Below are 15063 nucleotides of genomic sequence, written 5' to 3' on the forward strand. Positions count from 1 at the left end.
AAGTCGAGCCTCCTCATTGAAAAGCGGAAGTGCCCTGGTTAGCTCCGAAAAGCAAATGTTCCTGCATTAAGAAAAGGGTGGTCTTTCCCTTTACTTAATGTAGGGTTATTTGACTCTTCGGAGTTGGGCACTGCAGCTCGACATCGGCTTCGCCTGCGGGGTCTCGACCTTTTCTCTTTTTCCCGCAGGACTTTGAACTTGCTTCTTTGAATGGGCCCACGCACGAAGGAAATGCGGATGCATTTTCAAGGAGTCAAGTGTCTTTCGCTCCATTTCACTAGCATAAACACATAGCAACAATATTTATGAAAAGAACCTTTGTAAAAAACTATCTATATGCGTGTAACTGTTAAGTTTACTCTGTCACTTTTTGCTTAAGAGACTCTACCAGCTCTTCTACATAGTGCTGTGCACTTTGTGCTGCGATACTACCGTCTCCTGTTGCTGTTACGATTTGACGAAGTGTCTTTTCACGAACATCTCCTGCCGCAAAAATACCTTCCACTCTTGTTTCCATTCGGTCGTTCGTTTCAATATAACCATTTTCATTCGTAATACCTAGTTTTTCAAATGGTTTTGAAAGAGGTAGCATCCCAATGTAGATGAATACTCCATCAGCTGTGAAGTTTTGTTCTTCACCAGATTCTGTATTCACTAGTGTCACACTTCCGACTTTACCGTCTTTTTCATTGATTTCTTTAACCGTATGATTCCAAATAAAATCAATTTTCTCATTGTCAAATGCACGATCTTGAAGGATCTTCTGCGCTCTTAACGTGTCACGACGGTGAACGATTGTTACTTTTGAAGCAAAGCGTGTTAAATACACACCTTCTTCTACTGCAGAATCTCCACCACCTACTACAACAAGCTCTTTTCCTTTAAAGAATGCTCCGTCACAAACGGCACAATAAGAAACGCCACGTCCGCCAAGTTCTTTTTCACCAGGGACACCGATTTTCTTATATTCTGCACCTGTTGTGATAATAACCGCTCTTGCTTTGAATTCCTTTTTCCCTGCAATGACTGTCTTATATTCTTTACCGTCGATCACTTCTTTAATATCTCCGTATGCATATTCTGCACCGAATTTTTTAGCGTGATCAAACATCTTGGTTGATAATTCTGGCCCAAGAATGTGATCGAAACCAGGGTAGTTTTCTACTTCTTCTGTGTTAGCCATTTGACCACCTGGCACTCCACGCTCAAGCATTAACGTACTTAAGTTAGCACGAGATGTATATACAGCCGCTGTCATTCCAGCAGGCCCCGCTCCAATAATAATGACATCATAAATTTTTTCTTCAGACATTTTACTCACTCCTCTTCCTGTCATAAAGGTTTCCTACTCATAATATGAACGTTCTGTTCTACTATTATCCTATAAAACCCTGTCTGAAACGTCCATATATTTGCTCAAATTAGGGCGAGAAGCAACAGAAATAGACGAATCGAACGTGCCATGGTAAGAAGTAATTTACTTGCAACATGTAGAAAATTTATACAATTATTACAATTTTTATATTATAATGCTAGAAATGCAAAAAAGGGGAGATATATAGTGGTTCTCTGTCGGAGACTGTATGGTGTATTTATTTCATCCGGAACTAGCTGCACTAGGTCAGTACCAGGTAAATCAAAGACACTTCTATGAGTGGATAGGGCAAGTGAATACTTTTGAGCGAGAGATCCCTTGCTATAGCTTAGGGATAAAGGAGTTAAGAAGAGGGAAAAATCGTTTGTTTTTAACCACCGATGGGTTGATTGAATGCCCGAATACTCCCTATGCACATCCTAAAGACATTTATCAAACATTCAATCACTCAAATGACGATGAGAGTATTCATGCACTTTTACATAAAATTCAAGACAATCAAGTAAAAGATAGCACTACCATCGTTTCATGGACGGTTCATGTTTCAGAGGAAGCAACTAAAGCAAGTAATCAATAACCGAATATTGCTGGAATAAACGACAAAAGAGGTGCGCAGTGCACCTCTTTTTTTCTTAGTAAGATCGTAACAACGAAATATACTTCTTCGCTGTTGCAGACGATATATTATATGCACGAGAAACAGCAGCCTGGGTAGTAGACTTGCCTACTTTCTCAAAATGTAAGTATTCTAAAGCAGCTGCAAGTGCTGCTGAATTATTTAATTGCTTCTCTCCTATTTGCGGCAATAGGTTAAACCATTGCGATAAGATTGAAGAAAGGATTTGCTGATCATGTTCAAATCGACTATATAACAGATCAGCTACAAGTAGACCTTGTTGATGAAGTGAAGACTTTGCCATGATTTCTTGGTTTCTTTGTTTGGATTGAAGGTATTGATTAAAAATATCGTCATCAGGATTTGGCTGGTTCTGTTCCCATGGTGCATGACCTTTTTTATCAGGTGAAAGAGTTAGAACCTTTTTCCAGCTATAATGGGCTATTTGATCGTGCTTCATATGATGAGCGGAGTAAGCTAACCAGTAGAAATACGTAGCATCTCCTTCATACCCTGCCTTCTTTAAGGAAAGAAGCCACTGAAAAGCTAAGTCAAATCTGCCAACCATCCCAAACGTCGCACCAAGCTTATAACGATGCTCCATCAAGATAGGATGAACTACCTTCAAATGATTGACAAGCTCACTTACTACCTCATCGTTTCGCAAGTAAAAATGTATAACCACCTTATTACACATCGCATGCAGATTACCTGGGTTCTTTTTCAAAATATCCTCTAGAATAAGAAGAGCTTCTTCCGAATTCCCCATATAGAAATGAGATAAAGCTAAGTTATTATACGCTGACCAAAACTGCGGATGCCCATCAATCAGCTCATGAAGAATGTCAATCGCCTCAGCATATTTACCTGCGTCCATTAGCTCTCTTGCATGGTCCTGCAGGAAAATCAAGTCATCCTCATCATCTTCCGTATCACTATCTAAGTATAATAGTTCTAATAAATCTTCCGTTTCTTCAACAAACTCACCGTTATTATTGCATAATTCTAGATACCTTAAAGCATTGCGTTTCGCCTCTTGGAATAATCCAAGATGAGCAAAATTATTGGCAATAAAGTAATAGCATTCGACCATTTCCGGATCTAGTTCAACAATAACAATGCGTAAGTATTCTGTTGATAACTGATATTCCCCAACTTCAGATAGAACAGCTGCAAGCTGGCATAGAATAATAGGCTCTTCCGGCTCCATTTCATGAGCACGTTTTAAGAGTTGAATGGCCCGCTCAAAATCGCCATTTCGATAGGCACGCAAGCCCTTCTTGTAAAAAAAATCTCCATCTAAGTGGAAGGGAATAACTACTGCTCTCTCCCTCGTTGCTCCAACTAGTTTACTCATGCCTTCCTCCATTCCACAAAACCAAAACGTACATTTTTATCGAATCCTAAGTATAACACATCCGACAAGTGCCAGTCACCACCCGATTTTTGTCAAAGAATGTCGATGCTGAAACAAAAGAAAAACCAAATAGCGACTGTGGCCATTTGGTTATTTTTGTTGATGTCTTTGTTCTAGCGCTTGTAGAACTCGGTCAAGCGGAAGCTCTTGTTCACGAAGGAGGACGAGAAGGTGATAAAGTAAATCAGCCACTTCCCAGGTTAGCTCTTCGTGGTCACGGTTTTTTGCCGCGATAATAACTTCGCCCGCTTCTTCACCAATCTTTTTGAGGATCTTATCGACTCCCTTTTCGAATAGGTAGGTCGTATAGGCTCCTTCTGGGCGTTCTTTTTCACGTGCCGCAATGACGCGTTCGAGTTCATTGATAATGGCGAATCTGTCACTGCCTGGTGATTCCTTTTGCTCGCTTAACAGTGTTTCATTAAAGCATGAATAGGCACCGGTGTGACATGCTGGTCCAGCTGGGTTCACCATGACAAGGATGGCATCTTGATCACAATCATATTTCATGGAAGCAATTTTTTGGGTGTTTCCGGATGTTGCCCCTTTATGCCAAAGCTCTTGTCGGGAACGACTGTAAAACCAGGTTTCACCCGTCTCTACAGATTTTTGTAGCGACTCTTCATTCATATAAGCTAACGTTAATACCTCTTTACTAACCGCATCCTGTACAATGGCTGGGACTAACCCTTTTTCGTCAAATCTGACTTGATCTACATTCATCGAACCGTCACCCCTTTCTCACGTAAATATTGCTTTACTTCTTTCACAGACGTTTCTTTGTAATGAAAAATAGAGGCAGCTAAAGCCGCATCTGCTAAGCCCTCTTCAAACGCATCCACAAAATGCTCGGCATTACCTGCACCACCAGAAGCAATGACTGGGACTGTTACTGCTGAACTAACTGCCTTTGTTAATGCAAGGTTAAAGCCTGACTTTTCTCCGTCCTTATCCATGCTTGTTAACAAGATTTCACCAGCACCGCGTCGAACGGCTTCCTTTGCCCATTCTACAACTTCCCATTCGGTTGGCTTGCGACCACCGTGTGTGTACACTCTCCAAGAACCTAGCTCTTCATCATAACGAGCATCAATGGCACAAACTATACACTGAGAACCAAAGAAGTCTGCACCTTCATTGATTAGATCAGGATTTACTAGAGCAGCAGTGTTCACAGAAACCTTATCGGCACCAGCACGTAAAATCCGCTTCATATCTTCAAGCGAGTTAATTCCACCACCAACGGTAAAAGGAATCGCGAGCTGTGCTGCTACTTGCTCAACCACTTCAACCATTGTTTTACGACCTTCATGAGACGCTGAAATATCTAAGAAAACTAATTCGTCTGCGCCTTCTTCATCATAAAATTTGGCTAATTCAACAGGATCTCCTGCATCTCGCAACTCAACAAATTGCACACCTTTTACAACTCGACCTTCTTTTACGTCTAAGCATGGGATAATCCGTTTAGCGAGCATTCTCTTCCACCTCTTTAACAGCCTCTTCCACTGTAAATTGGTTCGTGTAAAGAGCCTTCCCAACGATCGCTCCACCAACTCCAGCTGTTGCAAACTCTTTTAGTTTTACTAAGTCTGCTAAAGAACTAACTCCACCAGAAGCAATCACATTTTTACCCGTGATTCTAGCAAGTTCACTAACGGCCTCCACGTTGGGACCAGACAGCATTCCATCTGTTGCGATATCTGTAAAAATAAACGTTTCCGCTCCGTGCTCGATTAGTTCAAGTGCAAGGTCAGTCGCTTTCACATTGGATGTTTCTAGCCAGCCTTCTGTCGCCACATAGCCATCTTTTGCATCAAGGCCAATCGCAATTTTTGCTCCATATGTACGAAGCATCTCTTTTACAAACTCAGGGTCTTTAATCGCGGCACTTCCTAAAATGACACGATCTACACCATTCTCAAGATAATAAGCAACATCTTCTTTCGTCCGGATTCCACCACCGATTTGCACCTTGGATGGCAACTCCTTCGCCACTTGAAGAACATACTGATCATTCACTCTCTTCCCAACCTTGGCTCCATCCAAATCCACCATGTGAATCCAGCTAGCTCCCTGCTTTGAAAATAAAGAAGCCATATCAAACGGTGAATCCCCGTACACCGTTTCTTGATCATAATCCCCTTGTACTAAGCGGACACACTTTCCACCGCGCATATCAATCGCTGGATAGACTGTAAATTGGCTCATTCTATAATCCTCCTCTCTCTACAATGGCTGCATAATTCCTTAACATCGCAACACCAAGATCTCCGCTTTTTTCCGGATGAAATTGTGTGCCAAGGACATTTTTTTGACCTACAACCGCCGGTACTTGCACATCGTACTCACTACTTGCTAATAACACATCTTTTGTAGTATCTACATAATAAGAGTGAACAAAATAGACATGTCCCTCTTCAAGTTCTGCTAATAACGGATTCTCTTGATGAAACGTTAAACGATTCCAGCCCATATGAGGCACCTTGTACGTTTCGCCTGTTGAAGTTACACCTGGGAATCTAGTCACACGACCTTTTAACAATCCAAGGCCATCGGTTACCCCATTCTCTTCACTTTCTTCAAATAGAAGCTGCATCCCTAGGCAAATACCAAGTAGCGGCTTTCCGTTGCCAACTTGTTCTTTGATAAAATCAGCTAGTCCCGTTTCGTTTAAAATTCCCATCGCATCTCGAAATGACCCGACACCCGGGAGGATCAGTCCCTTTGCACGAGCAAGCTCATTTACATCACTAGACAGCACATACTCATATTGAAGACGTTCTAGCGCCTTACTAACGCTATATAAATTCCCCATTCCATAATCGATAATGCCAATCATCTATAACATTCCCTTCGTGGACGGAACTCCTTTAACACGTGGATCAACCGTTGTTGCCTCATCTAATGCACGCGCTAATGCTTTGAAAATAGCTTCAATAATGTGATGCGTATTTTGACCATAGTGAACAATAACATGTAAATTCATTCTTGCTTCTAATGCAAGCTTCCATAGAAACTCGTGAACAAGCTCGGTATCGAATGTCCCTACCTTCTGACTTGGAAACTCTGCTCTGAATTCAAGATGTGGACGATTACTTAAATCCACCACTACTTGTGCCAGCGCCTCATCCATTGGAACAAAAGCATTACCGTAACGCTTAATTCCACGCTTATCACCAAGAGCTTCCTTTAACGCAATTCCTAAACAAATGCCAATATCCTCTGTTGTATGGTGATCATCCACCTCTATATCACCCTTAGCGTCTACCGTCAGATTAAACTGGCCATGCTTCGTAAATAAATCAAGCATATGTGACATAAATGGAACGCCTGTCTCTAGATTTGATTGACCTTCCCCATCTATTGTAAATTCAAGTGAGATCTGAGTTTCATTCGTATTTCGTTCAATAAGAGCTTTACGTAATTCTGACATCATTAATCCTCCAGTCGATATTCAACAGCACGAGCGTGTGCTTCTAATCCTTCTAATCTTGCAAAAGCAGCAATCTTTCGTCCGTTTTTCTGCATCGCTTTTTTACTATAAGAAATGATACTAGATTTTTTAATAAAATCATCTACATTTAGTGGGCTTGAAAACCTTGCTGTTCCGTTTGTTGGCAGTACATGATTCGGGCCTGCAAAATAGTCACCAACTGGTTCCGAGCTGTATCTTCCAAGAAAAATCGCGCCAGCATGTTGAATTTGACCGAGCAAATCCATCGGGTTTTCTGTTATGACCTCTAAATGCTCTGGTGCCAACTCATTGACAAGGTTCACTGCATTCTCTAATGTATCGGTTACATAAATCGCTCCGTAATTCTCAATCGATGCTCTAGCAATCTTTTGACGTGGAAGGGTTTCTAGTTGTTTTTCAACCTCTTCCTTTACCTCATTAGCTAGTTTTTCTGAAGTCGTAACAAGCACACTCGAGGCACGCTCATCATGCTCGGCTTGAGATAATAAATCAGCAGCTACTTCAGCAGCAATGGCTGTTTCATCCGCTAACACCACAATTTCACTTGGTCCTGCAATCATATCAATCGAGACATGTCCAAACACTTCACGTTTGGCAAGCGCGACATAGATATTACCTGGTCCTACTATTTTATCTACTTTTGAAATACTCTCTGTTCCAAAAGCAAGTGCAGCAATAGCCTGCGCTCCACCAACCTTGTAAATTTCCTCGACACCGAGTTCATTCGCAGCGACTAGCACCCCAGCTGGCAATGTTCCATCTTCCTGTGGAGGTGACATCATCACAATGCGCTTCACACCAGCTACTAATGCAGGCGTAACGTTCATTAGTACGGAAGAAGGATATGCCGCTAAGCCTCCTGGTACGTAAACGCCAACAGAGTCTAAAGGAGTGATTTTTTGACCTAGTATCGTTCCATTTTCTTCGGTTTTAATCCAAGACTCACGCTTTTGACGTTCATGGTAATCTTTAATATTTGCAGCTGCCTCGCGAATGATTGATAATAGCTCCGGATCTAACTCGTCGTATGCTTGGGTGATTTCTTCTCTCGTCACCTTTACCGAATCCAAGCTGACACGATCAAACTTCTCCGTAAAGCTTTTTAATGCCGCATCGCCATTTTTTCTAACTTCTGTAATAATATCTAGCACAGCCAATCGCTGTTCATTTGTACCTTGTTCAATGGTTCTTTTTAATGAAGCTGTATTTGAATTTTTAATAATGTTCATAAAGCACCTCTACTCAATGACCTTGGACAGCTTTTCAACAAGCTCATCAATAATTTGATCTTTTACTCGGTAGCTTACTGGATTGACGATTAACCTCGATGTGATATCGGCGATTCTTTCAAGCTCGACTAGTCCGTTTTCTTTTAGGGTTTGACCAGTAGACACAATATCAACGATTCGGTCAGCTAATCCAATTAACGGAGCAAGTTCAATTGATCCATTCAATTTAATAATTTCGACCTGCTCACCCTGTTCCCTGAAATAACTAGAAGCCACATTGGGATACTTTGTCGCGACCTTAGGAGCCACATCTCGTATCACCGTATTTGGTAAGCCCGCTACCGCTAAGTAACAATGACTGATTTTCAAATCAAGAACTTCGTAGACGTCACGCGCTTCCTCCATCATGACATCCTTTCCTGCAATTCCGATGTCGGCTACACCATGTTCCACATAAGTCACGACATCCATCGGTTTTGCCAAGATAAATCTCATGTTTGCTTCTTCTATATCTAAAATAAGTTTTCTAGACTCATCAAATTCTTCTGGTAAAGGAAAGCCAGCCTCTCTCATAAGGTGAACCGCTTCTTCAAAAATACGGCCTTTTGGCATGGCGATCGTTAGGAAAGTGCTCATTACTGCTTCTCCTTTCCTGCAGTGCCTATGAAATAGGTCACTTCACTAAATTTCGTTGTAAAGGAATCAATATCCAAGACTCCGGTTATATCTTGCAACACGACTTGTTTTCCTTGTTGACGTCGTTCTGTTGCGTATTGAATGGCTTCTACTCTACGCTCCTGGCTAAAAACTACACATTCTACTTCTTTGGTGGTACTTGTTTCGCTTAGAGCTTCTAAGAGGTAATCAAGACGAATCGCAAAACCTGTCGCATCTGCTTGTCGTTCAAACCTTTCTAGCAACTGATCATAACGGCCTCCACTACAAATTGGATAACCAACTTTAGAAGAATAGCCTTCAAATAGGATGCCTGTATAGTAGCTCATATGCGGCACTAGGTTTACATCAAGCTTTACATAAGATGTGACACCGTGCGCATCTAGTGCATTCCAGAGTTGCTGTAGCTGATTGACTGCAAGCTGTGCCTGCTCATTTTGAACAAGTTGACTTGCTTTTTGTAAAATATCGCCCTTTCCACGAAGTTGCAGAATGGAAAGGAGTCGATCCTTATCTATGGATGATAATGGCAGGCTTTTTACATGCTCACGATACCCAACATAGTTCTTTTCATATAAGAAGCGTTTAATTTCGCTCACTCTAGTTTGATTCCCAAGTACATCCGTAAAGAGTGCATCTATAAAGCCAATATGGCCAATCGCCACAGTAAATTCAGTGAGTCCTGCTTTTAATAAAGAGTGAATCATCAGTGTGATGACTTCTGCATCCGCGCTTGAAGAACGGTCACCAATTAATTCTACCCCAACTTGTTCAAATTCTGCTGGTCTTCCACCCTCACGTTGCTGAGCGCGAAATACATTGGTGTCATATGCAAGACGAAGTGGATAACCACCGGTGTATAATCTTGACGCTGCTAGTCTTGCAATAGGAGCCGTCATGTCTGGGCGAAGGACTAACGTATGCCCTTGTTGATCCATTAATTTAAATAATTGCTGATCTAAAATAGCAGATGATTCCCCAACTGTTTCATAGTACTCTAACGTAGGCGTTTCTAAAAATTCGTATCCGTAGCCTTCTATAACACTACTAATTTGATTTCGGGCCTGTTTTTTTAATGTGTATAAATGAGGTAATGTGTCTCTCATTCCAACCGGCTTCTCAAACATCTTTCGCTTTGACAAAAGATTACACATCCTTTCTGGTGGTGTTCTATATTTTAAGGTGTTTGCGCGTCAAACACTTTAGTTCGCTAATATGGTAGAGAAATGAAGTTATATGTAGTTTACATGTTCTTTGAAGGGTCGTCAACCGTTTTGATTGCTTGTTTTTTGCTAGATGTGGCTGGCGCATATATTTGGAAAACGACGCATAAAGGGAATTTTCGGTGCAAGGCTGCCACGAATGTGCATATTCTGAAAAAATTGTGCAGAACCTGGATAAAAACGTGCAGAAATTCCTATTTTGGTGCAGAAACCTTGCCAAATGGTGCAAAAAACAAAAAAATTGAGCAATACATGATATCGGAGAGCTACATCACCCTGTCATAGACCTAGTATCTCCATTTCTACCTAAGCTAAAAAGCTGCAAACTCACTTGTTTGCAGCTTCTCTTGCTTCTACTTCTTCTTTTGTATAAATCACACGCATCGGATTGCCACCGACCATTGAACCGGGAGGGACATCACGGTTCACGAGGGTCGCTGCTGAAACCGTTGCACCGTCACCGATTTTGACGCCTGGAAGAATAGTGGAGTTAGCACCGATCATCACTTCATCTCCAATTTCCACGTCACCAAGCCGATATTCGTTTATCAAGTATTCATGGGCAAGAATCGTCGTATTAAATCCTATGACTGAATTTTTGCCCACACTTATTTTTTCAGGAAACATAATATCTGGAACGACCATCAATGCAAAGGCTGTTTGGTCGCCCACCTTCATGCCAAGAAACGTACGATACAACCAATTTTTCACAGGTAAAAAAGGAGTGTATCGCGCGACTTGGATGACAATAAAGTTTTTAACAACCTTCCAAAAAGAAACCGTCTTATAAATCTGCCAAAGAGAATTAGCTCCTTTTACCGGATACCGTGTCGTTCTTCTCACATTAGTTCTCCTCTAAGATTGATAGGACATCTCTCATGTTCTCAAGCATGTAGTCAGGTTTATACGATTGAAGGAACTCTACACCCTTCAAAGACCAAGCTACACCCGCTGTTTTCGTGCCCGCATTTTGACCTGCTACGATATCATGGTAATTGTCTCCTACCATAATCGTTTCCTCAGGCTTTGCATCTAACTGGGCAAGTGCTTTTACAATCGGTTCTGGATCTGGCTTTGCATTCTCTACATCATCTAACGTAACGACCACATCAAAAAACTGGTCTAACTTCGTCAGCTTAAGTCCCATGTTCACCGTATGACGAAGCTTTGTCGTGACAATACCTAGCTTATAACCCTTTTTATGTAAGTGCTCAATCGTTTCGTACACACCTTCAAACTCCGTAACAAGCTGATCATGGTGAGATAAATTATGCTCACGATACGTTGTGATCATTTCTTCCACACGCTTCTCATCAATTTTCACAAACGTGTCATATAACGGAGGACCGATAAATTGAATCGCATCCTCACGCTTATACTGACCAGGATAATATTGTTCTAATGTGTGTAAAAAAGAAGTAATAATCAGTTCATTTGTATCAATTAACGTACCGTCTAAATCAAATAATAAAGTATTAACCTTCATAGGTCGCTTCCTTTCTATCCACTGGCTGTACCCTATTCCAAACCACTGCGACAACCACTGTTAATAATATGGCAACAACTAAACGAATCAATAATAATGGTAAAACCGGAATGCCAAGTGGGATAAAGATTAACGTATCCTCTACCACCGCGTGACAAGAAACGAGGAAAATGAATGCCAACGTTAAATCCTTTTTACTGACGCCATCCTCTTTTGCCGCTTGAATCATAACTCCTGCCCCGTAAGCAAGACCGAATAATAATCCAGCTGCTAAGGTCGTTGATGTATTTTCCTTCATGCCTAACGCTCTTGTAAAAGGAGACATCCATCGTGAAAAGGTATCTAACCACTTTAAATCTTTTAAAATCTGGATCACGACCATAAGCGGTATGACAATAAGCGCTAATTGAAGAATTCCTAGTAACGCTTTTGAGACTGCATCCATTAGAATGGGAAGCCAGCCCGTAATGACTTCTTCTTGCTTTGAAATGAAGCCATACTTGGCTAACTCACTTCCACCCTTCCATACCAAGTTGATAAAAAAGCCTGATAGTAATGCTAATCCAACCCTGACCGCAACCGTAAGTGTTATGCTTACTCCGACACGTTTGGCAACTGTCGATTCAATAAACATATTATGTGAAAATGATAACATGACCGCTAAAATAAATACTTCTTTTACGGTTAAATCTAATGTTAGGATTGCGCCAATAGCTGCATATAAATTCAAAAAGTTTCCTAAAACAAGTGGAATTGCAGCATCTCCCGATAATCCAAGCCAGCCCATAAAGGGTTCGATACCTTTTATTACCCATTGCAAAATGGGAGTATACTGCAAAATAGCGACGATAATCGTAATCGGAAAGATTACTTTCCCCAGAGTCCAAGTCGTCGATAACCCTACAAAAAATCCCCGTTTCATACTCCCTAACATGGCTCTCTCTCCCCTATATATCTCTAGTTGTTGTCAAGATATCGTTGATTGGAGTGACCTTTTACTCTTCGGTATATTAATAGACCTATAGCCAATAAAATTAACCCAATCGAGATGACTTGCGCGATTCGAAGAGATTCCGTAAGCATTAAACTATCTGTTCTTAATCCTTCTATAAAGAAGCGTCCTAATGAATAATACATCACATACGTGAGGAACATTTCTCCTCGACGAAGATTTGCTTTTCGAAGAAGCATTAAGATGATAAAACCAGCAAAGCTCCATAAAGATTCATATAAAAAAGTTGGATGATTGTATGTACCGTTAATGTACATTTGGTTGACAATAAAATCTGGTAAATACATACTTTCTAAAAACTCACGAGTAACTTCTCCACCATGAGCCTCCTGATTCATAAAGTTACCCCAACGCCCGATGGCCTGACCTAAAATGATGCTTGGCGCCGCAATATCCGCCAACTTCCAAAACGAGATCCCCCGTTTTTTGGCAAATACAATCCCCGTAATTATGGCCCCAATTAAACCACCATGAATTGCTAACCCACCGTTCCAAATCATTAAAATTTCTGATGGATGGGCTAAATAATAATCTAGTTTAAATAAAACATAATATAATCTCGCTGAAAGAATCGCAATCGGAATGGCCCAAAGGACAAGATCGACGAACACTTCTTTTTCAAGACCTCTTCTTTGTGATTCTCTTACAGCTAACCATAAGCCAAGCATAGCTCCAGTGCCAATTATGACTCCATACCAGTAGATCGTAAATGGTCCTAAATCTAAGAAGACCCGATCTAATTGTGGAACAGTCTCCATTTTCTCCACTCCCTATCTTGTCACCTATCTATTTTTCATGAGGGTGCTTTCGTAATATAAAATTTGTAATAATATAACTGATCCTAAAAAAGGCTGTGTTTCATAGTTTACATATCATCATGATCGCCGTCTTCAATAACGTCCGTTAAGCGAGCAGAGAACTGTTCTGCTGCATTCATTCCCATTTTCTTTAATCGGTAGTTCATTGCGGCCACTTCAATGATTACGGACAAGTTTCGTCCAGGTCGAACCGGTACTGTAATTTTCGTAACTTCTGTATCAATAATTTTCATCTTTTCATCATCTAATCCAAGACGATCATATTGTTTCGCTTGATCCCATAACTCTAGATTAACGACTAGCGTTACTTTTTTATAAGGACGTACGGCACCAGCTCCAAATAAGGTCATAACGTTAATAATACCTAGACCACGAATTTCAAGAAGATGCTGAATTAACTCTGGAGCTGTCCCCACTAGGTTTCCTTGCTCCTCTTGTCGGATTTCCACACAGTCATCAGCAACAAGACGATGTCCACGTTTGACTAGATCAAGCGCCGTCTCACTTTTACCGACTCCACTTTTACCAATAATCAAAACACCAATACCGTAAATATCAACGAGCACTCCATGAATAGCCGTTGTTGGTGCCAGCATACTCTCTAAATAGTTAGTAAGTCTACTTGATAATCTTGTAGTTTTCATCGAAGAGCGCATAATCGGAACAGCTTCTCGTTCAGAAGCATCTAACAGTTCCTGTGGTACTTCCATATCCCTCGATAAAATAATTCCCGGTGTAATATCGGTACAAAGCTGATTCATTCGATCCTTTCTTTCTTCTAAAGAAAGCTGATGATAAAAAGACATCTCTGTCTTACCCAGTAGTTGAATACGCTCAGCCGGGTAATAGGTAAAAAAACCTGCCATCTCTATACCTGGACGAGATAAATCGCTCGTTGTAATAGGGCGGTTAATCCCCTCATGTCCACTTAGTAATTCAAGACCAAACTTCTCTATTAAATCCTTCGTCCGGACCTTTACCATACTTCATCCTCCTGCAAGCTCTATTTACAAAACACTAATTACCTTTCTCTATGTACAGAGCTATTGTATCATTATTCTAGAGGATGATAAAAGTCTATCAACTTGTAAGCTTAACAGGACCTTATAACGAGCAAATTTTATTGCAAAATAAAAAAATATGCACCTCAATATAAGATGCATACTTTTCAACCTAATTTTTTCTCTCAGCAAAGCGGTCAATGACAAACTTCTGTATGAGTAGATTAAGCAATGAAATAATGATAGATGCAACAATCGCCATACCAAAGCCTTCTATGACAAAGGAGTCACCCATTATTCCTTGTGCTAACCAAAGCGTGATGGCGTTAATAACAAATAAGAAAAGCCCTAAAGATAAAACGGTCACCGGTAGGGTTAACAAAATAAGAATGGGTTTGACCAATACATTCAAAACAGATAGAAGGATGCTGGCTAATATGGCAGCCCCTACTCCTTCAATGTAGAATGATTCAAAATAGCCCGCTACTACAATGAGCACAAGACTATTAACGAGGATGGAAGTAACCCATTTCATTAGGAAATCACGTCCTGGTCATTCGGAACAACAATCATCCAGATTAAATAAACCAAAGCAAATGTTCCAAAGCTCATAATGAGCCCGATGATAAAAATCACTCTTAATAATGATGCGTCTATACCCGTATAGTTAGCTAGCCCACCTATGACTCCGGCAAGCTTTCGATTTGATCTCGAGCGAGTCAACTTCTTCATT

18 protein-coding genes are annotated in these 15063 nt (G+C 40.8%); 1 reads left to right on the top strand and 17 read right to left on the bottom strand.

All coding sequences use genetic code 11. The features are described from left to right. Positions 1-355: 355 nt before the first annotated feature. Positions 356-1336, bottom strand: a complete 981-nt coding sequence (gene trxB / locus LT143_RS09240; protein ID WP_272495752.1) for a thioredoxin-disulfide reductase — start codon at positions 1334-1336, stop codon at positions 356-358. A gap of 247 nt (positions 1337-1583) precedes the next feature. Between trxB and LT143_RS09245 the strand changes: the two genes are divergently transcribed. Beyond that, positions 1584-1952 (top strand): protein phosphatase 2C domain-containing protein, encoded by a 369-nt coding sequence (locus tag LT143_RS09245; RefSeq protein WP_246942597.1) that lies wholly within the window; start codon positions 1584-1586, stop codon positions 1950-1952. 55 nt (positions 1953-2007) lie between these two features. On the opposite strand, the gene LT143_RS09250 is transcribed toward LT143_RS09245, so the two are convergent. From LT143_RS09250 to LT143_RS09325, 16 genes are all read right to left on the bottom strand, one after another. Further along, complete coding sequence (locus LT143_RS09250; RefSeq protein WP_246942599.1) at positions 2008-3348, bottom strand: tetratricopeptide repeat protein; 1341 nt, start codon at positions 3346-3348, stop codon at positions 2008-2010. 150 nt (positions 3349-3498) lie between these two features. Continuing rightward, on the bottom strand, positions 3499-4131 hold the full coding sequence (hisIE, locus tag LT143_RS09255; RefSeq protein WP_246942601.1) for a bifunctional phosphoribosyl-AMP cyclohydrolase/phosphoribosyl-ATP diphosphatase HisIE: 633 nt from the start codon (positions 4129-4131) through the stop codon (positions 3499-3501). After that, positions 4128-4886 (bottom strand): imidazole glycerol phosphate synthase subunit HisF, encoded by a 759-nt coding sequence (gene hisF / locus LT143_RS09260; RefSeq protein WP_246942604.1) that lies wholly within the window; start codon positions 4884-4886, stop codon positions 4128-4130. The genes hisIE and hisF overlap by 4 nt, the downstream gene beginning before the upstream one ends. Beyond that, a complete protein-coding gene (gene hisA, locus LT143_RS09265; RefSeq protein WP_246942606.1) occupies positions 4876-5619 on the bottom strand; it encodes a 1-(5-phosphoribosyl)-5-[(5-phosphoribosylamino)methylideneamino]imidazole-4-carboxamide isomerase in 744 nt (247 codons plus the stop codon). Before hisA ends, hisF begins: the two co-directional genes overlap by 11 nt. A gap of 1 nt (position 5620) precedes the next feature. Next, positions 5621-6250, bottom strand: a complete 630-nt coding sequence (gene hisH / locus LT143_RS09270; protein WP_246942609.1) for an imidazole glycerol phosphate synthase subunit HisH — start codon at positions 6248-6250, stop codon at positions 5621-5623. After that, complete coding sequence (gene hisB / locus LT143_RS09275; protein WP_246942610.1) at positions 6251-6844, bottom strand: imidazoleglycerol-phosphate dehydratase HisB; 594 nt, start codon at positions 6842-6844, stop codon at positions 6251-6253. 2 nt (positions 6845-6846) lie between these two features. Beyond that, positions 6847-8115 (bottom strand): histidinol dehydrogenase, encoded by a 1269-nt coding sequence (hisD, locus tag LT143_RS09280; RefSeq protein ID WP_246942612.1) that lies wholly within the window; start codon positions 8113-8115, stop codon positions 6847-6849. A 9-nt stretch (positions 8116-8124) separates the two neighbouring features. Further along, complete coding sequence (gene hisG, locus LT143_RS09285) at positions 8125-8751, bottom strand: ATP phosphoribosyltransferase (protein WP_246942615.1); 627 nt, start codon at positions 8749-8751, stop codon at positions 8125-8127. Further along, positions 8751-9917 carry an ATP phosphoribosyltransferase regulatory subunit gene (locus tag LT143_RS09290; RefSeq protein ID WP_246942866.1) on the bottom strand — a complete coding sequence of 389 codons (1167 nt, stop codon included), beginning with the start codon at positions 9915-9917 and terminating at the stop codon, positions 8751-8753. The genes hisG and LT143_RS09290 overlap by 1 nt, the downstream gene beginning before the upstream one ends. A 423-nt stretch (positions 9918-10340) precedes the next feature. After that, positions 10341-10856: an acyltransferase gene (locus LT143_RS09295; protein WP_246942617.1), complete on the bottom strand. Its 516-nt coding sequence runs from the start codon at positions 10854-10856 to the stop codon at positions 10341-10343. A gap of 1 nt (position 10857) precedes the next feature. After that, entirely contained in the window at positions 10858-11499 is a 642-nt protein-coding gene (ppaX, locus tag LT143_RS09300; protein ID WP_246942619.1) for a pyrophosphatase PpaX, read from the bottom strand. Further along, positions 11489-12433, bottom strand: coding sequence for a nucleoside recognition domain-containing protein (locus LT143_RS09305; protein WP_246942622.1), 945 nt, complete (start codon positions 12431-12433; stop codon positions 11489-11491). Before LT143_RS09305 ends, ppaX begins: the two co-directional genes overlap by 11 nt. Positions 12434-12456: 23 nt before the next feature. After that, positions 12457-13269, bottom strand: coding sequence for a prolipoprotein diacylglyceryl transferase (gene lgt, locus LT143_RS09310; protein ID WP_246942625.1), 813 nt, complete (start codon positions 13267-13269; stop codon positions 12457-12459). 107 nt (positions 13270-13376) lie between these two features. Beyond that, positions 13377-14312 carry an HPr(Ser) kinase/phosphatase gene (hprK, locus tag LT143_RS09315; protein WP_246942627.1) on the bottom strand — a complete coding sequence of 312 codons (936 nt, stop codon included), beginning with the start codon at positions 14310-14312 and terminating at the stop codon, positions 13377-13379. Positions 14313-14502: 190 nt separating this feature from the next. Beyond that, positions 14503-14865, bottom strand: a complete 363-nt coding sequence (locus tag LT143_RS09320) for a phage holin family protein (protein ID WP_246942629.1) — start codon at positions 14863-14865, stop codon at positions 14503-14505. Further along, complete coding sequence (locus tag LT143_RS09325; RefSeq protein WP_246942631.1) at positions 14865-15062, bottom strand: PspC domain-containing protein; 198 nt, start codon at positions 15060-15062, stop codon at positions 14865-14867. Before LT143_RS09325 ends, LT143_RS09320 begins: the two co-directional genes overlap by 1 nt. Position 15063: the final 1 nt, after the last annotated feature.

It is taken from the genome of Bacillus pinisoli (assembly GCF_023036475.1).
Classification (GTDB): Bacteria; Bacillota; Bacilli; order Bacillales; family SA4; genus Bacillus_BS; species Bacillus_BS pinisoli.

Bases quoted from the DNA above. Each gene is read 5' to 3' on its own strand.
- trxB (WP_272495752.1), bottom strand. From the start codon at position 1,336: ATGACAGGAAGAGGAGTGAGTAAAATGTCTGAAGAAAAAATTTATGAT.
- LT143_RS09245 (WP_246942597.1), top strand. From the start codon at position 1,584: ATGGTGTATTTATTTCATCCGGAACTAGCTGCACTAGGTCAGTACCAG.
- LT143_RS09250 (WP_246942599.1), bottom strand. From the start codon at position 3,348: ATGAGTAAACTAGTTGGAGCAACGAGGGAGAGAGCAGTAGTTATTCCC.
- hisIE (WP_246942601.1), bottom strand. From the start codon at position 4,131: ATGAATGTAGATCAAGTCAGATTTGACGAAAAAGGGTTAGTCCCAGCC.
- hisF (WP_246942604.1), bottom strand. From the start codon at position 4,886: ATGCTCGCTAAACGGATTATCCCATGCTTAGACGTAAAAGAAGGTCGA.
- hisA (WP_246942606.1), bottom strand. From the start codon at position 5,619: ATGAGCCAATTTACAGTCTATCCAGCGATTGATATGCGCGGTGGAAAG.
- hisH (WP_246942609.1), bottom strand. From the start codon at position 6,250: ATGATTGGCATTATCGATTATGGAATGGGGAATTTATATAGCGTTAGT.
- hisB (WP_246942610.1), bottom strand. From the start codon at position 6,844: ATGTCAGAATTACGTAAAGCTCTTATTGAACGAAATACGAATGAAACT.
- hisD (WP_246942612.1), bottom strand. From the start codon at position 8,115: ATGAACATTATTAAAAATTCAAATACAGCTTCATTAAAAAGAACCATT.
- hisG (WP_246942615.1), bottom strand. From the start codon at position 8,751: ATGAGCACTTTCCTAACGATCGCCATGCCAAAAGGCCGTATTTTTGAA.
- LT143_RS09290 (WP_246942866.1), bottom strand. From the start codon at position 9,917: ATGTTTGAGAAGCCGGTTGGAATGAGAGACACATTACCTCATTTATAC.
- ppaX (WP_246942619.1), bottom strand. From the start codon at position 11,499: ATGAAGGTTAATACTTTATTATTTGATTTAGACGGTACGTTAATTGAT.
- LT143_RS09305 (WP_246942622.1), bottom strand. From the start codon at position 12,433: ATGTTAGGGAGTATGAAACGGGGATTTTTTGTAGGGTTATCGACGACT.
- lgt (WP_246942625.1), bottom strand. From the start codon at position 13,269: ATGGAGACTGTTCCACAATTAGATCGGGTCTTCTTAGATTTAGGACCA.
- hprK (WP_246942627.1), bottom strand. From the start codon at position 14,312: ATGGTAAAGGTCCGGACGAAGGATTTAATAGAGAAGTTTGGTCTTGAA.
- LT143_RS09320 (WP_246942629.1), bottom strand. From the start codon at position 14,865: ATGAAATGGGTTACTTCCATCCTCGTTAATAGTCTTGTGCTCATTGTA.
- LT143_RS09325 (WP_246942631.1), bottom strand. From the start codon at position 15,062: ATGAAGAAGTTGACTCGCTCGAGATCAAATCGAAAGCTTGCCGGAGTC.